Raw genomic sequence first — 17,101 nt, forward strand, 5'->3', positions numbered from 1 at the left:
TTGCTACAGGGCGTTAAGAAAATCTTCACCATCAACAATATTACCTTTCGCTAAGTCTTCTTTAGCAGCGTTGAAGCAGTGTTTAAGGTAATCCGCTTTCATCGCCTCAAGTTGTTCGAAGTCGTGAATAGACATCACAACAACCGCATCTTTACTGTTTTTGCTGATCTTGATGGGTTCACGTTGAGCGTTTAGCAGTAACTCACCGAAATTTCGTTTGGCGTCATTGGCTGTTAATGTTTGCACGAATAAGCCCTCTTATTTGGAAATACAGTGGCAGTATAGTGCATTGTGCGAAACGGTCAAAACGATTAAATCGTGCGATTTAAGCTCAACGCAAATGAGAAGCCAATTTAACAAATCACCATTCATGGCAAATTGCACTAGCCTTTTAAACCTACAGATGACACAAGTACTCGAAAGGCAAACCATGGTGATTGGCGAGACGGCCGTCAGCCCCATTTGCAGCGCGTCGGTGAGTCAATGCCATGGCAAGCCTGTATGAGTGGGTACCAGCAAACGCTACAATCCAAACCGTTGAAGTGATAGATCGCTCAGTACTATTTCCAACACTTTCTTCATATCAATGTGATGGAATGAGTTCTCTAAGCCACCCACTGTTAATTTTTACTTCCTCATATTCAAAACTATCCAAACGGATATAAAAATGGCCGAGGATAAGCTCGGCCATGATTTACTCGATTAAGGGTAAAACGGGTAGGTTTAGTAGTATTTCTTCAAATAACTCTTGGCGTAGTTTTTGAGTTTTTTGTTTGAGCTCGTGGTTGCCATATTTTCAATCACATCGCGGTAAGCGGTATTCCCTGAACTAGCTAGCGCTTTTGCCATGTTGGCATAGGTATCGATGGCGAGTTTGTCATCGGCCATTAAGCGTGGTGTTTTCAATTCGTTACTGAGTACGGCAAGGATAAAATCATCGTACTGGCGGTCATCCATGATGCGTTTAGCTGCGAGACGCATTAATTCTAAATCATTGCTGCGTAGGGCATTGGCAAAGGCATTATTTTGCTGACTTTGATCGGCAGTATATTGGCTTTTATCCGCAAGAATCGCATTCCATTTTTTATATATCGTTATGTTTTCTAAAGCTTGACCTGCGTATTTTTTGAGTTTTTTAGGATAATCACCATTAACAATCTTGTTGATGGTTTCGCTGTACTTATCATTGCCTGAATAAGCTAAGCCTTTGACTAACCAAGCACTGTAGTCAATGGCATTTTTTTCAGTGGCTTGGGGCAAAGATGCGAGTAGCTTTGCTTCGAGCGCATCAAAAATGGCAGGATCGGATAAACCAGCGATGGTGAGTGATTCAATGGCTTCTTTTTGCTTGAATTGGTTATCACCCTTAAAGATTTCTTGATAGGTTTCAACTGTATATTCCTGAGCCAATAAAGGCGAGCTTAATAAACTGATGCTAAGCAGCATACCTGCAAACAGTGGTTTCATGGTGATGTCCTTATGTGGTTTTTATATGTTGTTATTGGGCCCAGCGTTTAAAAATCAGCGAGGTATTAATGCCGCCAAAGGCAAAATTATTACTCATCACATAATCTGTATCGATTGGGCGCGGCTCGTTGCGGATATAGTCCAAATCGGCGCATTGTGGGTCGATACTCTCAAGATTGAGTGTCGGCGCAAACCAGCCCGCATTCATCATCTCAATACTCACCCAAGCTTCTAGTGCACCGCATGCGCCTAAGGTGTGGCCCGTGTAGCTTTTAAGGGATGAAATCGGCATGTTAGTGCCAAATACCGCATGGGTCGCGTGACTCTCGGCAATATCACCACGGTCGGTCGCCGTGCCGTGGGCGTTGACATAGCCTATGGCGCTAGGCTCAAGCTGTGCATCTTTGAGGGCTAATCTGATGGCGATTTCCATGGTTTGTGCGTTTGGTTGAGTGACATGTTGGCCATCTGAATTCGTGCCAAAACCGACTAACTCAGCGTAAATCTTGGCGCCGCGCGCCTTGGCGTGTTCTAGCTCTTCGAGTACCAGCGTACAAGCACCTTCGCCAATCACTAGGCCATCACGGCTCGCATCGAAGGGGCGTGGCGTGAGTTCGGGAGTGCTGTTTTTAGTGCTAGTGGCAAACAGGGTATCGAACACGACAGCCTCTGTGGGGCAGAGTTCTTCACCGCCGCCCGCCAACATTAAGGTTTGATGACCGTATTTGATGGCTTCATAGGCGTAACCTATGCCTTGGCTCCCCGAGGTACAGGCGCTGCTAGTGGTGTGAATTCGGCCCTTTAAGCCGAAAAATACCCCCACATTTACCGCTGTGGTGTGTGCCATCATGCGGATATAACTCGTGGCGGTGACGCCAGACATATCACCGGTCTTCAACATATCGCCAAAGGCGATGATGGCATCGGTACTGCCAGTGGACGAGCCATAGGCGATACCCATTTCACCCGAGGACACGATAGGATCGTCTAACAATCCCGCATCGATTAATGCAAGTTCACTGGCGCGGGTCGCCATGATAGAAACCCGACCCATAGAACGAATTTTCTTGCGCGAATAATGGCTTGGCACTTCAAAGTCGCTAATGGGCGCGGCTAAGCGGGTATTGAGGCCATCGTATTTATCCCATTCGCCCATAGTGACAACACAGTTTTTCTGCGCCTTAAGGCTCGCCGCTATCGCCTCCCAATCATGGCCCAGGGCGGTAATGCCGCCAATGCCAGTGACAACCACTCGTTTCCCTAAGCGGGTTTGATTTGTCGGCTCGCTCATTTAGATCATGCCTCCATTGACTGATATCACTTGGCGAGTGATATAGGCGGCATCGTCAGACATTAAAAATGCGGCTAAGGCGGCGATTTCACTGGGTTTACCCATGCGGCGCATCGGCACTAATTGCTCGACCATATCCTTAGGAATATCAGCCACCATGTCGGTTTCAATCAAGCCGGGGGCGATACAGTTGACGGTGATTTTGCGTTTTGCCAGCTCTAATGACAATGCCTTAGTCGCGCCGATAATACCCGCTTTTGAGGCGCTGTAATTGACTTGGCCACGGTTGCCCGCAATGCCAGAAACTGAGGCTAAGGTGATGATGCGCCCGCCCTTGCGACCTTGTACCATAGGCATGACGCAGGGGTGGATGACATTATAAAAACCGTCTAAGTTAGTGTGGATGACGCTGTCCCACTCGCTTTCTGTCATAGCAGGAAAGGCGGTGTCGCGGTTGATACCAGCATTGAGGATCACGCCATAATAGGCACCATTGGCCTCGATATCGGCTTCAATGGCGGCTCTGACGGTTGCGCGGTCGGCGACATCAAATTTCAGCAGGCTCACATTCACCCCAAGCGCGCGGATTTGCGCGGCAGTGTCATCGGCAGCTACTTGGTTACTGTGGTAATGCAGGGCGATATCGAAACCCGCAGCGGCGAGTTTTAGGGCGATGGCTTTACCAATGCCACGGCTCGAACCGGTAACTAATACTCTGTTATTCATCTGTTTTCTCCACCCCATTTTATCGTTATGTGTCGGTATGGGGTTGCATGTATTTATGGTAAAAAGGTAGCTTGTTAAGGCGCTTTAAGGCTTTTTTATCTACATCATTGCTTTAGTGCCCAAGGCTTCTATTTGCCGCGTCTTGATTGCCTGCAAGGTAGGCTTGTGTGTCCTGAGGTTGGAACACATTTACATTGGCTTGGGCCACTAAGCTCTTTTCTAGGTTAGAGCCGGCTTCGGGCAGCAGATAAATTTGGCAATCGAATACCGCTAATCCCGATTCCTCTTGATAGAGGCGGCTGACTTGGGTGCGATAGGTGCGCCCGAGCTCATATTGCTTGGCATACAAGGTTAATTTGCGCGATCCCAATAGAAAACCCACGCGGATTTTATCATTGCGAAGCTTTGCCTCAACACCCGCAAGGGCGGCAATACTTTGGGCCATATATTCGATACCCACATAATTGGGTACGGATTGATGTTTGTCATCGAAATAGGGGCTCTTGGCCGTGATAGTGACTTCGGTCTCTAGGTTATCGCGCCGATAGCCAATGATTTTATCGAGCAAAATCATCGGTGCCCTATGGGGAATAAAATCGGCAATATTCTGTTCGGCAAAGGGTTTGTTGATCTTAAGTAACTGCATGGTACTAGGCCTCGTTACGGCAGAAAATCAGGCTGGCATTACTGCCGCCAAAGGCGAAGGAATTGCTCATCACATAATTAAGCGCGCCCTTAGCGGCGACTTGATGGCGCTCGACCAATGCAATGGGCGGATCCTGTGGATCGACTTGTCCGTCCCATTGATGGGGCGGCAGGGCTTGGCGGTGATTATGTGCTGAAAGTAATAAATAACAGAAGGCGGCTTCAATGGCGCCAGCGGCACCTAAGGTATGGCCGACTAAGGGCTTGGTCGAGCTACAAGGAGGCGTGTTCACGCCAAACACTTCAACCACGGCGCGGCTTTCCATCGCATCATTTTTAGGCGTGGCTGTACCGTGCAAGTTAATGTAACCAATGTCTTTTGCTGCAATGTGTGCATCTTGCAATGCCGCGTGCATGGCAGTGATGGCGCCTGCGCCTTCGGGGTGTGGCGCCGACATATGGTGCGCATCGCTCGACTCGCCAATACCCGCTAGCATGACCTCTGACTCGCCCAAAGTGAGGGTGAATAACGCCGCGCCTTCGCCGATATTGATGCCATCACGGTTGATACTAAAAGGATTGCAGTGGCCTTTCGAGACAGATTCTAAGGCGTGAAAACCATTGACTGTGAGTTGGCATAAACTGTCGACACCGCCGACAATCACCATATCGCAGAGGTTAGCCTGTAATAGGCGTTTAGCGCTGGCAAACACTTTGGCGCTGGATGAGCAGGCGGTTGAAATTGTGTAGCAGGGACCATCGAGCTCAAAATATTGGCGTAAAAAGTCGCTGGTGCTGCCGAGTTCTTGCTGGAAATAGTGGTAATCCGCCGGAAAGTATCCGTGTTGATTGCGGTAGCTCAGCGCGGCTTCACCTTTTGAAATCCCTGACGTGCTCGTGCCTAGCACTACACCAATACGGGCATGACCAAAACCCCGTTTCGCTTGTTCAACTGTGGTCGCAATTTGCAGTGCGGCGCACAGCAGTAATTGGTTGTTACGGCAATCGAACTGAATGAGTTTTTCGGGAATGGTTGGTAGCGCTGCCGTCACGGGGGCAACTAAGGTTGGGTGCTCGAACAGGAGAGTGTCACTGCGCAGCATCGCACTGGTATCACCGGCGATCAGGCGGTCTAAAACCTGCTGGGGATCTTGCCCTAGCGGGGTACACAATCCAATCTGTGTAATAGCTACTCTGTTCATCATTGTGTGTCTTTTTACCATGGCACAGTTAAGTGCGGATGCTAACAGATTAAATAGGTTCGATTTCTAGCTCAAATTTAGCTTGTGGCATAGTTAAGCTGATGTGGGCTTGCCAAAGAGCATCGCCGATATTTTGCTGATAACGGATTTGCACCACATGGGTTTGCTGGCCGCTTTTACTGATCAAGGTGTCTTGACTATAGATCTGGCGACAAGGGATTGTATTCACTCGGGTGCCTACAAGTGCATCGCCCTGATTTCCCCCAACCGTATCGCAAAGGCCTGTGACTAAATGACCACCTTCTAAATGGGCGCGAATACTCTGCTCAGGCCAATAGATCAGTTGCATCATCGCCATTAAATACTCAGCTTTAAAATTGTCCCCTAGCAGCACGCTTTGTTCACTGCTGAGTGTATTACCATCATAAACTAAGGTAAATAAAGCCTGTCCGAGTGGTGCTAAGCCAACGAGCGTCATGCGCTCATTCTCTAACTCTAATTGAGTGAGTAGCTCGTGGGATTTATCACCCACTTTAATGCTGACCTTTTGGCTAAAGGACTGGGGCGAAGTTAGCTTAACTTTGCTGTCGGTTTGCGGGCTGCTAATGTCGGCGGGTTTGGCCGTCGGCTTAGTCAGAGGCTTATCGGCTGCGGGGGCAAAATCATGGGGCAGTGGCGCCAAGCAATAACGCATGTCTTTAGCGAGGCCGACACAGGTTTGCCTGAACAGCAGTTCGCTACATCCAGTCAGCCCTAGACTGATGATCAGTAGCGCGGGGAACACTCGCCATTTCGCGTTAAAGTTGAGCGACATGCGGTTACGCCTCTGAAAATTCAGGAGTGGAAACTTGGTTTTGGCACAATTCGACCACCATATTCAGGCGGCGCTCCGAGTCTTTAACGAAGGGATTATTGAGGTCCCAAGCGTAGCCCGCCAGAATCGAGCAAATCATTTGCTTGATGCGTGGATTCGGTTCTTCATAGAAGATCACATCCTGAAAGCGGCCATCATACCAAGCTTGCACATAGGTGCGGAAGGTATTCACCCCCTGCATTAAAGGTGCTGAGTAATCGGCTTGCCAGTCAACCGTTTCGCCATTGAGTTGTTTAGTCACACATTTTGCTGCCATCGATGCCGATTGCATGGCGATAGTGACGCCGGAGGAAAATACCGGATCAAGGAACTCGCCGGCATTACCCAGTAGGGAGAACTTGTCGGTCGCAAGCCGTGACACATTGGCTGAATAACCCTTGAGTGTGGCGCATTCTTGCACCACCTTAGCGTTTGCCAGTAGGGCTTTTAGTCCTGGTTCTTCATTGACTATGCTCATCAATTGTTGCTCAAGCGAACCTTGTAAACGCGCAAGTAATTGCGGTTCTGCCACTACGCCGAGTGAACAACGGCCATTGCTAAAGGGAATGAGCCAATACCAAATGTCCTTATGCTCAGGGTGGACGCTGATTAAAATCTTATTTCGATCAAAGTTAGGATCGCTGATGTTGTCTTCCACATGGGTAAAGATGGCGCTGCGCTGTGGTAGGCAAGATGGACTTTCTAAGTCGAGCAAGCGGGGTAACACGCGACCAAAACCACTGGCATCAAGCACATATTGGGCGCTGATTTGATAAAGCTCGCCCTGTTCATTGCGCACCATTAAGCATGGATTCTCGGTTAAATCTATCGCCTCGACGGTTTCGCCGTAGCGGATTTCGACCCCTTGGCTTTGGGCGGTATCGGCTAACAGTTTATCAAAACTGGCGCGCTGCACTTGGAATGTGGTGCCCGGCCCTGGGGTAAATTTATCGGTAAAGTCGAAGGTAGTGTAAGTGCCATTGCGACGAAAGGCTGCGCCATTTTTATGCTGGAATCCAGCGGCATTGAGTGCGTCTAACATGCCGGCTTCTTCGATAAATTGCATGCAGCAGGGCAGTAAACTTTCACCGATGGAAAAACGGGGGAAATGTTGTTTTTCTAACACCAGCACGCGCTTGCCTTGTTGGTGTAGCAAGCTGGCGGCAATGGCGCCTGAAGGTCCTGCGCCGATAATAGCCACATCGACGGCAAGTGAATTTGGCATAGCCGATAAATTGTGAGCGGGTGTAGGCATGTAAAGTACGTTCCTTGTCGTTATCAGGACTTTTTAGTCGTTAAAATCAGTGGCGAAAGTAAGAAGGTAAAACCTATACCTAGCGACAGGGTTAAACCAAAATAATGAATCGCTTGGGTCTGGCTAAAGGCGAGTAAACCAAAGGCTAATAGGGTCGAGCAGGCGGACATAAATACCGCCATCATCACTGCCTTGCCGTGCTGTTGAGCAGAGGCAAAGAACAAGCTGTAGTCTATCCCAATCCCGAAAACTAAAATGAGCGCGAGTGCATGGAACAGACTCAGTGGCGAGCCCGTTAAGCCTAAGGTTGCAAGCGTTAGCAAGGCCGCAAGGGCTGGAACGGCAACGACAACCGCGGCTTTTTTAATGCCAAAATTCAGGCTAAACAACAAGAGTGCGATACCGAGTGCGAGCGCTAACAGCTTTAGGGTTAACAGTCGGTAATGGCCCATGACGGCGGAGATATCCGCGACTTTATCGATAAGTTGTACGCTTTGATCATTGGCAAAGCGCGCCTTGATCGCGTCGATCTGTTTAATGCCGCCAAGCAAGACAATGGCACCATACTCAGCGCTCGCCCCATCATTTAGAACGTTATAGTCGGTGGCCTTGCCATTTGGTGCTAGCCACAGCGGTGCGAGTTGCTTGCCTGCCTCTTGCGTAAAGAAATCTGCTGGACTGATATATTGCTCTTTAGCTGCTAAGTAGCTTGCTTGCAGCTCTGGCTTTAAGTTCTCATCCAACCCAAGGCTTGTGAGCACAGTATCTATCTGATTTTGATAGATTTCACCCTGTAAGCGATAAGCCGTGTCTTGCCTTTGATGGCTGGGCAGATATCGGCTGAGGCTGACGTAGTTGCCTAACTCTTGGTTTGTTATGGCAGCATTGAGCATGGGCGACACTCGCTCAAGCTGTTGTAGTAGTGCCTCTTCACTCGCGGCGCGTACCAGTAAGAATTGATTATCTGTGCCGCCGCTGAGTAGCTGCCTGAGCTTATTTTCAGGTTCAGTCACGCTCACGGGGCTTTGCTGTAAATGGCGAATATCGTCATCGACGGTTAACTTTGTTACGCCAACCAGACACCACACCACTATCACTAAAGCAAACATGCCCATGCCTAACGGCGTGGTCAATCTGTTGGATAACTGAGTGAGGTTGGCAAGGTACTTCCCCGCTAACGCTAATGGGCGGGAGCCCGATGGCAAACGACTTCCCGCTAACAGTGGGTAGGCGAGAATGAGGGTGAGATAGGCCCCGAGCAGCCCCGCGGCGCAGAAAATAGCCACTTGCTGCATCCCTGGAAACGGCGCTAAACCTATGCCCACATAAGCTAAGGCACTGGTGATAAAGGCAAGCGTCACAGTGGGGAAGATATACGCGACCGTCGCCTGAGCGCTCCGTTCGGTATCGCTTAAGCGCTCGCAGTAAAAATGAAAGCTGTAGTCGATGGCAATGCCAATCAAACTAGTGCCAAACACTAAGGTGAGTAAATGCAGCTCGCCAAACACGCTTAAGGTCAACGTCACGGCCAGCAACAGCCCGCTGGAAATGGTAACGATTGCCAACAGTAGCGGCATCACAGAACGAAACGCCAGCCAGACTAAAGCTATTACCCCAAGTAAGGATGCAAGACCGAGGATCGAGATTTCACTCTTAGCCGTTTGGGTCGCTGCAATCGCGTGAAACAGGGCACCAGCCTTAAGCAGGGTAATATCGGGATAGCTTTGTTTAACCGCATCCAATCCTAGGGTTAATGCCGTCATCTGCGCCAATTGCGCATTGGGATTAAAAGCACTTTCTTGGCCCTTTGCCATAACAACCGCAGCGACATTATCGCCTTGATTAGCCAGCAGAATACCTTGACTGGCTTTGACTTTTGAACTCGGCGCGAGGGCGAGTAAATTGGCGGGGAATAACAGCAGCGGATCTTGGGCAAGCAAGTTGCTATTGGCGTAACTAAAGGCGTTGTAAAGCTGTGCGGTGGCCGCTTCAATCAGATTTCCAATGTCTTTCGTTGCTAACGCCTCAGCTTGTGGTGCTGTCAGTAATTTAAATCTGTGGGGGAAATAGTATTGCCCCAAGGCTTCACCGAGCTGCATATCGGCGCTGCGAATCTCTGTGAGTACAGCATTTCTGCCAGTAACAAGGTCAGTTTCAAGCTTTTGTATCAACAGCTTAGCTGCAGCGATTGCCGTGGTTTCATCCTTGGCGACAAGTGCAATATAGACTTGGTCGGCGAGCGTGGCTTCTACTTGGTTAAGGGCGCGTTCGGTGAGTTTGTCTTGCTGTAAATGCGGCAGCATGGCGAGAATATCGCTCTGCACCCGTGCGCCGTTTTGCCAAAGTTGCAGCGTCCACAGACTGGCAGACAGCATCAATAGTAACCAAATGGCGAGGCGCCATTTAGGGGATGATTGTATTAGCGCTTGATTGGCGCGCGCGGCGAAATTGGCGGCCATGGTTAAGGTTTCTTCGCCTCTATCGCCACAGCATACTGCGCCAATTCGGTTTCGCTGAGTTTACCTTGGGAAAGCGCACTAAAGTCGATGCGGGTCATATCCTGTGGGCTCACATTCGGCGCGGCGCTCAGCAGCACTAAGGATTGCAACACATCGCTCCCCTCTAACACCATATTGGCGATGGCTTTTTTCATTAAGGGATCTTTGGGCGTTAGGCCCAATTGCCATTGGCCGTCTGGGCTTAACCTGTCTGCGATGAGGAAGTGCAGCTCGAAGTTTTCGCTTAAACTGGAAATATCGCCGCCGAGCATAGCGCGCACTAGGCTGGGCAATAAATCGCCCATAGCGGCAGCGCTCGCCGATGCATCAGCCTTGCTGACTTGGACTCGACCTTGACTATCGCGCTGAATAAGCTGCTTATCTTTTAAAATCAGCAGGGATTCGAAGGGCTTTATCTGTTGCCATATCAGCCCTTGCTCTTTGTCGAAGATAAACTGGCCTTGGCTGATTAACGGCTTTTTGAGCACCTTTAACTGCCGAGATTGCACAAACTGGCCTCGCACCGTTTCGCCCAAGTTAAGCTTTTGGCTTAAGGCGACAAGCTGTGCTTTATCCGCAGTTTGGGTGAATAGTTGCTGGTAATTGTTGGCAGAAACCGCCGTTGTCGATGTGTCAGCCTTGCACTGCGCCGATATCAATACGCTGCAAAAACACAGGATAAGCATAAGCTTGATGTGTGTTAGCGTGGCGTTCATTGGTTTTCAACCTTAGCGAGCAGGGTGGCTATTTTGTCACGGAACACATCTGGGGTAACAAAGCACAATTCTTGAGTGCTCATATCGACCGCCGCCTGAATGGTATAGCCCTTAGTGATGCGGGCACCGGTTTCGACATCGCGAATTTGATAATTGATCTTTAAGCGGTTTTCCCACTCGACTAACTCGGCGCGGACTGTGATTTTTTGCTCGAAGGTGCTGGCTTTGACGTATTTAATCTGCAAATCGATAATAGGCCACGCATAGTTAGATGTTTGCATTTGGCGATAGTTATAGCCCAGCTCATCGAGCAGTTTGCAGCGAGCAATCTCGAAATAACGCAGGTAATTGCCATGCCAAGTGATCCCCATGGAATCCACATCGTGGAAGGGGATTTGCATTTCCATATCGATAGTGAGCAATGATTTCATCGGCACACTTCCCATTCGCCCGCTTGGATTTTCGCTATGGTTTGGCGCAGCACGGCTTCAAGCGGCCTATCTTCAATTAAGGTCTCAAAATCGGCGCGCACTTGGGCGAGGGTTTTCGCCAATGACGGGGTGAGTGAGGCTTCGTCCAGTTCATTTTGGGTGATACGTAAACCAATACCTTGGGTCATGGTGAGCAGGGCTGCCGCCGCGACTTGTTCGGTCAATTGCAGCACGCGCATACAGTCGCGGGCAGCAATAGTGCCCATGCTCACCTTGTCTTGGTTGTGGCATTCGGTCGAGCGTGAGAATACGCTGGCGGGCATAGTGTGCTTGAGTGCTTCTGCTGTCCACGCCGATACGCCAATTTGCACCGCTTTAAAGCCATGATTAATCGCGCGGCGCGGGCCGGTTGAGCCGGATAAGTTAGCGGGTAAGCCATTATTAAACTTAGGGTCCATCACTAGCGCCATTTGGCGATCGATAAGATCGGCTAAGTTAGCCACAGTATTCTTAAGTGAATCCATCGCAAAGGCGATATGACCGCCGTAGAAATGGCCACCGTGGAGAATATGCTCGCCTTCGCCGTCGACAATCGGGTTGTCGTTGGCGCTGTTGACTTCGGTTTCGATAAACTGACGCATAAACGGCAGCGCATCCTGCAACACGCCGATAATGTGCGGTGAGCAGCGGATGGAATATCTGTCCTGCAGCCTGTCCGAATTGCGCGGATGTTCGTGGTGATTTAAATCTTCCCGTATCCAAGTGGCGATTTGGTTTTGTCCCGGATGCGGTTTAGCGGCAAATAAGATTTCATCAAAATGATTCGAGTTGCCTTTTAACGTTAACGAGGCCATAGCGGTAATGCGGCTACTTAAGCGGGCAAGATATTGAGCGCGATCGAAGGCTAAACAGGCTAATGCTGTCATTACCGCCGTGCCGTTCATCAGGGCTAAGCCTTCTTTTGGTCGCAGTACGTGCGGGGTGATGTTGAGCTTAGCGTAGACATCTTGAGTCGCTTGGCGTTCACCTTGGTAGATTACTTCGCGCTCACCGACTAACACGGCGGCTAAATACGACAGCGGCGTTAAGTCACCGCTGGCGCCGACTGAACCTTCTTCTGGGATTACAGGGATTATGTTGAGATTGAGCAAAGTTTCGATTCGCTTTAATAGCTCATAGGTCACGCCAGATTTACCAATGGCTAAGGAGTTTAAACGGCAAGCCATCACAGCGCGGGCCTGCATTATGCTTAAGGTCTCGCCTAAACCGCAGCCGTGGAAGCGGGTTAAATGCAGTGGCAATTCGTGGACCAGATCTAAGCTCACATTGACTGTGCAAGAGTCACCATAACCTGTGGTTACACCATAAACCACGCCTTCTTCGTGCAGCAGGCTATCGATAAAGCGCGCACCTTTTTGGATATATTCTTGATAATCCGCATCATCACAGAGTTTAACCTTTGCGCCTTTAGCGACGGCAACCACTTGTTCTAAGGTGAGAAATTGACGGCCGAGCTCAACAGTCTGTAAGTCTGATTGATTCTTTGAGTCGGCGGCTTGGGTGTGGCTCATGAATGACTTGTCCTGTCTGTCTTATGATCCTGCTCTGGGATCTGCGGTGATGTTGACTCTGCTGTTACAGCATCGGTTTGTACTGAATTGGCTGATGCACGTTCTAACTCGCTGTCTTTACGCCAGAAATCGAAGAAGTTAAACCATTGCAAAGGCTCGCGTCTGGCAAAGTATTCTAAACGTTCGCTGTAGTGATTCACCGCCTGCTGTAATCTGTCCATTCTGCCCGCTCGCGGGCCTTTTAGTGTTTCGGCGAAGTGCTCTAAATGCACCCGATAACGGCCCTGTTCCCGTAGGCAAAACATTAAAAATACAGGGCAATCGAGTAAACCTGCCAAAATAAACGGCCCTTGGGGAAACGCTGCGTCTTGCCCCATAAACGGCGCGTAAATGACGCGACCTTGGGTATTCGATGAGGTTCTATCGCCCGCGATCACCACCAGTTCACCGTCTTCTATTTTTTGCTGCAACAACATAGACGTCGCGGGGTTAAGCTCGGTCACTTGAATAAGATTAAGCGTGCTATCTGGATTTAACTGTTTGAGTACCTTATTGAAATTTTCCGCATGGCTAGTTAACACCATGACATTCACTTTGACTTTGCGCTGGTGGATCGAAATGGCGCGGCAGAGTTCTAAATTGCCAAGGTGCGACACCAATAACACGGCGCCTTTACCGCTTTCGAGTTGGTCGGCCAGCACTTGGCGATTGGGGAAATCCACTTGGCTCAATTGGATGCGATCGCACCAGGCATCGATTCTATCGAGTGCGGCATTGCCAAAGGCTAAAAAGTGATTCAGGCTATCGCGCCAGCCTATGGGCTGATTGAGCTTAGGATGTTGCGGCTCAAGCGTTTGCACGCGGCGCAGGAAGTCTAACGAGGCGTTACGGGTGACTTTGCCCGTGAGAAAGAAATAGCAAATCACCGGATACATAATGGCGCGGCACAACCAATGACCGCCAATACGATAGCTCTCGGCTAACAGTTTGATGCCCCAGTAACTGCCGCGCTCCTTCATGCCCGACCAATGGGTGGCTGAAGTTGATGATGTTGCTGAAGTCGATTGTGTTGCTGACGAGCAATGGGAGTTTTGCGCAGCTTGTTGCTGCGATTTACGCTGTGATTTACGCTTCAATAGCCAAGGCAGGCGTTTGAGCATGCCGAAAAACAACTTGGTATGCAGTTTAGTGATGCGCACATTGTCGGCCACACCTTGAAAGTGACTGACGCCGCCTTCGGGATAAATCACCTTAGTCGGCTGGAATAAAATATCCACCCCTTGCCAGTAGAGTTTGACGAGGATTTCGATATCAAAATCCATTCGCTCCGTTAATGCTTGCTGGCACAGTAATCGCTCGGTGGCGGCGAGGGGATAAACGCGAAAGCCACACATAGAATCTTGAATATCAAAGCTTAAAGTTTCGACCCACACCCAAAAATGGGTTAAGTAGCGGCCATAGAACCTGCCCTTAGGCACGGATTCATCGTACTCGGGTTTGCCTGAAATCAGCGCATCGGGTTTAGCCTGCGCCTTGGCTATCATAGCCGGAATATCAGCCAGATTGTGTTGACCATCGGCATCGACCTGCAGTGCATGACTAAAGCCATCGCGGTAGGCACGGCGCAGGCCAGTCATCACGGCGGCGCCCTTGCCACGATTGTAGGGATGTTGCAGCAGGGTCACCCAAGGATATGTTTGGGCTAAGGTCTGCAGCAGATAGCGCGTCTCGTCATTGCTGCCATCATCAATCAAATAGCAGGGCAGATTAAATTGAGCGAGTTTGGCCAAGGTCTGGGCGATCGCGGCGCTGTGATTGTAATTGGGGATCACTAAGGCGAGCTTGATTGGCACCGACTCAACTAAGTCGCTGGGAGGTGTTAGCACTGGCTCGCCCCATCGCTATTATAGGCAGCAGAAGGCTTGCTGTTAACGGGCGAGATATCGAAGGCGATACGACCTGACGCGTAGCGGTTTTCACCATCGCTATAGGCGAAGGTAAGTTTTCCCTTAGCCGCATTGTTGCTAATGCTTAAGGTGACTTCTTGCCCTGGCAGTATGAGTTGCTGAAACTTAAGCACTTCTAAGTTGGCTACGGTTTCGCAATAGCCGAAATATTGGCAGCCTAAACGCACCGCCCAATCTAATTGCGTCACGCCTGGCAGTACGGCTTGCTCGGGAAAATGTCCCTTAAAAGATTCAAGGTCGGCCGCCACTAACAGACGTAATTCAATGTTATCCATGCCGATATTGGAATGCAGGATCGGCGGTAAACTCGATTTAATCATGATCAAATAACTCGACTAACTGGGCAGTGACACGCTTACCCTGAGTGTTCAGCGGCAAAATATCGGGATAACGCCAGCGGCGTGGCAGGGTGACTCGCTCAAATTGCGTCAGTAAATGTGCTTTTAGGGCATTGTTAATGCTGAGTTTCCCCTGCTCTTGGTGCACGCTGCGGCCAAGTGCGGAGAGGGTCACGACCGCGCCCAGTTGGGATTTAAACTGTGGTAGCACTACGAGAGCGGCTTGCTCAACGTAGGTGTGGCTGCAGAGCAGCGTTTCCATTTGCGCCAGCGACAGGCGTTTTTCTTCAATCTTAACGATGCGATCGAGTCGGCCCTTGAGTCTAAACTGGCCATTTTCAGTCGGTTCGATTTTATCTTCGCAGCGCAGCCATTCATCGTCGGCCAAATAGGGTGATTTAAGTAGCAAAGCTCCGTCACTAGGGTCTTGATCTATCGATATTCTGTCAAACACTTGCCAAGGTTCATCGGCCTCATGCTGACGTCGATAGGCGATGCCGCCCGTTTCTGTGCTACCAAAAATCTCGATGGGCAGGTGGCCATAGCATTGGTTGACGCCCTTGGCCGCGGCAAAACTTAATGGCCCACCAGAGCTAAATACTAGGCTAGGTGAGCGCAGCTGTCGCTCGTGCTCTAAGGCCTTAGGTAAACGCGATAACTGGGCTGGGCTACTGATCAAACACAGGTTTGGCAGTAAGGCAGTGTAATAGCTTAAGGTTTCTGGGTATTCAATCTGCTCGCTTAAAAACGGCCGACTGGCGGCGAGTGGCCACAAAATCTTGAATAACAGGCCATAGATATGCTGGTGGGAAACCGTTGAAACCACACTGCAATGGGGTAAATGTTCGGCAAAGGTATGTTCGAGCACTGAGACTTCAACGTCTAATTGCTGAAGTGTTTTACGGATCGCCTTAGGTTCGCCGCTGCTGCCGGAGGTAAATAGCACAAGTTCGCCGATAGCCTCGCTCGCCGGCCAAGGTTTACTCGGCAGGCTCAGCTCTTTTCTCAGTAGAATAAAGGCCTGACTTTCACACAATGGCTTGTCCGACAATATACCTTCAAACTGGTGGGTTAATTCGCTCAGCGTGCCCGTTTGGGTGTTGGCTGGTAAGATAATTTCCTTGCCTGCTAACAGCGCCGCACATAAACCCACAGCAAACAGATCGCTGGTATCACTCGCGAGCAGCCATTTTTTCTCTGGCGCTGCTAGCAGTTGCTCGTAAAAATACGCCACCTGATTGGTAAATAAGGCACCTGTGACTATGTCGTGGTGATTAAAGCTGATCAGTTGTTGGGCAAAGGGCCCTTGGGTTAACCAGTTTTTGAGTAGCTGTGTCATGTTTTCTTCAACCAAAAGCTGCGATATAACCACTCCCCACCGAGGAGCAGTCCCATGAGTACGTATGCAATCAAACCGTTATACAAGGTCCAGGTTGCTAAGCTAGTAAAGCCAGCGGTGTAAGCCGCCATAGTGCCATTGAAGATAAATAAGCCGCACCAAAGTAGCGTGACTTTCTTAAGATACCCAGTGGCTTCATCCGGTAAATCGGGTTCTTTCAAACGGGCTAAACGTTCGATCATGCTAGGGCCAGTGTGCAGTGAATAACTGAACAGCGCCAGCATAGTCAGATTTATCACTACTGGGTAATACAGCAGCCAGTCACTGCGCTTGGCAATATAACTGCCTGCCGTGAGCACAATCCCCACCAATAGTGGTAAAACTAATGTCTTAACCCTTTGCTTTTGAAGCATTAGCCGCACTATCAGCAATAAACACAGTACGAGCGCTATGGTGCCAGCAGGCAAGTAACTGAGCCCTAAGTACACGGCAACGGGGTAGGCCAGCAAAGTTAGGGCGGTTAAGACCTGTAGCAAGGCTCGCATTAGGTTCTCACTAAACCTTCGATAGCATTAATCACATCGTTGATTGTGCGAACTGATTTAAATTCATCGGGTTGGATCTTTTTACCTGTCAGTTGCTGCAGCTTTATCACTAAGTCGACGGCATCAATACTGTCGAGATCGAGCTCTTCATACAGGTTGGCCTCAGGCGTAATCGCCTCGGCATCAATTTCGAATTCGTCCACTAAAATAGTGGTCAGCATAGCGAGGATTTGTTCACGATTTTGCATATTCCTCTC

17 protein-coding genes are annotated in these 17,101 nt (G+C 49.7%); all 17 read right to left on the bottom strand.

Annotated elements, in window-relative coordinates; all coding sequences use genetic code 11:
• Positions 1-3: 3 nt before the first annotated feature.
• On the bottom strand, positions 4-246 hold the full coding sequence (locus MZ182_RS01435; protein WP_011787680.1) for a type II toxin-antitoxin system Phd/YefM family antitoxin: 243 nt from the start codon (positions 244-246) through the stop codon (positions 4-6).
• 477 nt (positions 247-723) lie between these two features.
• A complete protein-coding gene (locus tag MZ182_RS01440) occupies positions 724-1,467 on the bottom strand; it encodes a hypothetical protein (RefSeq protein ID WP_248069536.1) in 744 nt (247 codons plus the stop codon).
• Positions 1,468-1,498: 31 nt separating this feature from the next.
• Positions 1,499-2,758 carry a beta-ketoacyl-ACP synthase gene (locus MZ182_RS01445; protein ID WP_248069538.1) on the bottom strand — a complete coding sequence of 420 codons (1,260 nt, stop codon included), beginning with the start codon at positions 2,756-2,758 and terminating at the stop codon, positions 1,499-1,501.
• Positions 2,759-3,484 carry a 3-ketoacyl-ACP reductase FabG2 gene (locus MZ182_RS01450; protein ID WP_248069540.1) on the bottom strand — a complete coding sequence of 242 codons (726 nt, stop codon included), beginning with the start codon at positions 3,482-3,484 and terminating at the stop codon, positions 2,759-2,761.
• Positions 3,485-3,596: 112 nt separating this feature from the next.
• Positions 3,597-4,130, bottom strand: coding sequence for a hotdog family protein (locus MZ182_RS01455; protein ID WP_248069543.1), 534 nt, complete (start codon positions 4,128-4,130; stop codon positions 3,597-3,599).
• Between the two features lie 4 nt (positions 4,131-4,134).
• Positions 4,135-5,334 carry a beta-ketoacyl-[acyl-carrier-protein] synthase family protein gene (locus tag MZ182_RS01460; protein ID WP_248069545.1) on the bottom strand — a complete coding sequence of 400 codons (1,200 nt, stop codon included), beginning with the start codon at positions 5,332-5,334 and terminating at the stop codon, positions 4,135-4,137.
• Positions 5,335-5,380: 46 nt separating this feature from the next.
• Positions 5,381-6,145 carry a DUF3261 domain-containing protein gene (locus tag MZ182_RS01465; RefSeq protein ID WP_011787686.1) on the bottom strand — a complete coding sequence of 255 codons (765 nt, stop codon included), beginning with the start codon at positions 6,143-6,145 and terminating at the stop codon, positions 5,381-5,383.
• A gap of 4 nt (positions 6,146-6,149) precedes the next feature.
• On the bottom strand, positions 6,150-7,439 hold the full coding sequence (locus MZ182_RS01470) for an NAD(P)/FAD-dependent oxidoreductase (RefSeq protein WP_248069547.1): 1,290 nt from the start codon (positions 7,437-7,439) through the stop codon (positions 6,150-6,152).
• Positions 7,440-7,462: 23 nt separating this feature from the next.
• Positions 7,463-9,898, bottom strand: coding sequence for an MMPL family transporter (locus MZ182_RS01475; protein ID WP_248069555.1), 2,436 nt, complete (start codon positions 9,896-9,898; stop codon positions 7,463-7,465).
• 2 nt (positions 9,899-9,900) lie between these two features.
• Positions 9,901-10,653, bottom strand: a complete 753-nt coding sequence (locus tag MZ182_RS01480; protein ID WP_248069557.1) for an outer membrane lipoprotein carrier protein LolA — start codon at positions 10,651-10,653, stop codon at positions 9,901-9,903.
• Positions 10,650-11,084, bottom strand: a complete 435-nt coding sequence (locus MZ182_RS01485) for an acyl-CoA thioesterase (RefSeq protein ID WP_248069559.1) — start codon at positions 11,082-11,084, stop codon at positions 10,650-10,652. Before MZ182_RS01485 ends, MZ182_RS01480 begins: the two co-directional genes overlap by 4 nt.
• A complete protein-coding gene (locus MZ182_RS01490) occupies positions 11,081-12,655 on the bottom strand; it encodes an HAL/PAL/TAL family ammonia-lyase (RefSeq protein WP_248069561.1) in 1,575 nt (524 codons plus the stop codon). The genes MZ182_RS01485 and MZ182_RS01490 overlap by 4 nt, the downstream gene beginning before the upstream one ends.
• Positions 12,652-14,541, bottom strand: a complete 1,890-nt coding sequence (locus MZ182_RS01495) for a glycosyltransferase family 2 protein (protein WP_248069569.1) — start codon at positions 14,539-14,541, stop codon at positions 12,652-12,654. Before MZ182_RS01495 ends, MZ182_RS01490 begins: the two co-directional genes overlap by 4 nt.
• Positions 14,535-14,942: a thioester dehydrase gene (locus MZ182_RS01500; protein ID WP_248069571.1), complete on the bottom strand. Its 408-nt coding sequence runs from the start codon at positions 14,940-14,942 to the stop codon at positions 14,535-14,537. Before MZ182_RS01500 ends, MZ182_RS01495 begins: the two co-directional genes overlap by 7 nt.
• The gene (locus tag MZ182_RS01505; RefSeq protein WP_248069573.1) at positions 14,935-16,299 is read right to left on the bottom strand and encodes an AMP-binding protein; all 1,365 of its coding nucleotides are present in this window, start codon (positions 16,297-16,299) and stop codon (positions 14,935-14,937) included. The genes MZ182_RS01500 and MZ182_RS01505 overlap by 8 nt, the downstream gene beginning before the upstream one ends.
• Positions 16,296-16,844 (bottom strand): hypothetical protein, encoded by a 549-nt coding sequence (locus MZ182_RS01510; protein ID WP_248069575.1) that lies wholly within the window; start codon positions 16,842-16,844, stop codon positions 16,296-16,298. Before MZ182_RS01510 ends, MZ182_RS01505 begins: the two co-directional genes overlap by 4 nt.
• On the bottom strand, positions 16,844-17,092 hold the full coding sequence (locus MZ182_RS01515) for an acyl carrier protein (RefSeq protein WP_014609665.1): 249 nt from the start codon (positions 17,090-17,092) through the stop codon (positions 16,844-16,846). Before MZ182_RS01515 ends, MZ182_RS01510 begins: the two co-directional genes overlap by 1 nt.
• Positions 17,093-17,101 lie beyond the last annotated feature (9 nt).

This window comes from Shewanella sp. JNE2 (assembly GCF_023159115.1).
Taxonomy (GTDB): Bacteria; Pseudomonadota; Gammaproteobacteria; order Enterobacterales; family Shewanellaceae; genus Shewanella; species Shewanella putrefaciens.

Bases quoted from the DNA above. Each gene is read 5' to 3' on its own strand.
- MZ182_RS01440 (WP_248069536.1), bottom strand. From the start codon at position 1,467: ATGAAACCACTGTTTGCAGGTATGCTGCTTAGCATCAGTTTATTAAGC.
- MZ182_RS01445 (WP_248069538.1), bottom strand. From the start codon at position 2,758: ATGAGCGAGCCGACAAATCAAACCCGCTTAGGGAAACGAGTGGTTGTC.
- MZ182_RS01450 (WP_248069540.1), bottom strand. From the start codon at position 3,484: ATGAATAACAGAGTATTAGTTACCGGTTCGAGCCGTGGCATTGGTAAA.
- MZ182_RS01455 (WP_248069543.1), bottom strand. From the start codon at position 4,130: ATGCAGTTACTTAAGATCAACAAACCCTTTGCCGAACAGAATATTGCC.
- MZ182_RS01460 (WP_248069545.1), bottom strand. From the start codon at position 5,334: ATGATGAACAGAGTAGCTATTACACAGATTGGATTGTGTACCCCGCTA.
- MZ182_RS01465 (WP_011787686.1), bottom strand. From the start codon at position 6,145: ATGTCGCTCAACTTTAACGCGAAATGGCGAGTGTTCCCCGCGCTACTG.
- MZ182_RS01470 (WP_248069547.1), bottom strand. From the start codon at position 7,439: ATGCCTACACCCGCTCACAATTTATCGGCTATGCCAAATTCACTTGCC.
- MZ182_RS01475 (WP_248069555.1), bottom strand. From the start codon at position 9,898: ATGGCCGCCAATTTCGCCGCGCGCGCCAATCAAGCGCTAATACAATCA.
- MZ182_RS01480 (WP_248069557.1), bottom strand. From the start codon at position 10,653: ATGAACGCCACGCTAACACACATCAAGCTTATGCTTATCCTGTGTTTT.
- MZ182_RS01485 (WP_248069559.1), bottom strand. From the start codon at position 11,084: ATGAAATCATTGCTCACTATCGATATGGAAATGCAAATCCCCTTCCAC.
- MZ182_RS01490 (WP_248069561.1), bottom strand. From the start codon at position 12,655: ATGAGCCACACCCAAGCCGCCGACTCAAAGAATCAATCAGACTTACAG.
- MZ182_RS01500 (WP_248069571.1), bottom strand. From the start codon at position 14,942: ATGATTAAATCGAGTTTACCGCCGATCCTGCATTCCAATATCGGCATG.
- MZ182_RS01505 (WP_248069573.1), bottom strand. From the start codon at position 16,299: ATGACACAGCTACTCAAAAACTGGTTAACCCAAGGGCCCTTTGCCCAA.
- MZ182_RS01510 (WP_248069575.1), bottom strand. From the start codon at position 16,844: ATGCGAGCCTTGCTACAGGTCTTAACCGCCCTAACTTTGCTGGCCTAC.
- MZ182_RS01515 (WP_014609665.1), bottom strand. From the start codon at position 17,092: ATGCAAAATCGTGAACAAATCCTCGCTATGCTGACCACTATTTTAGTG.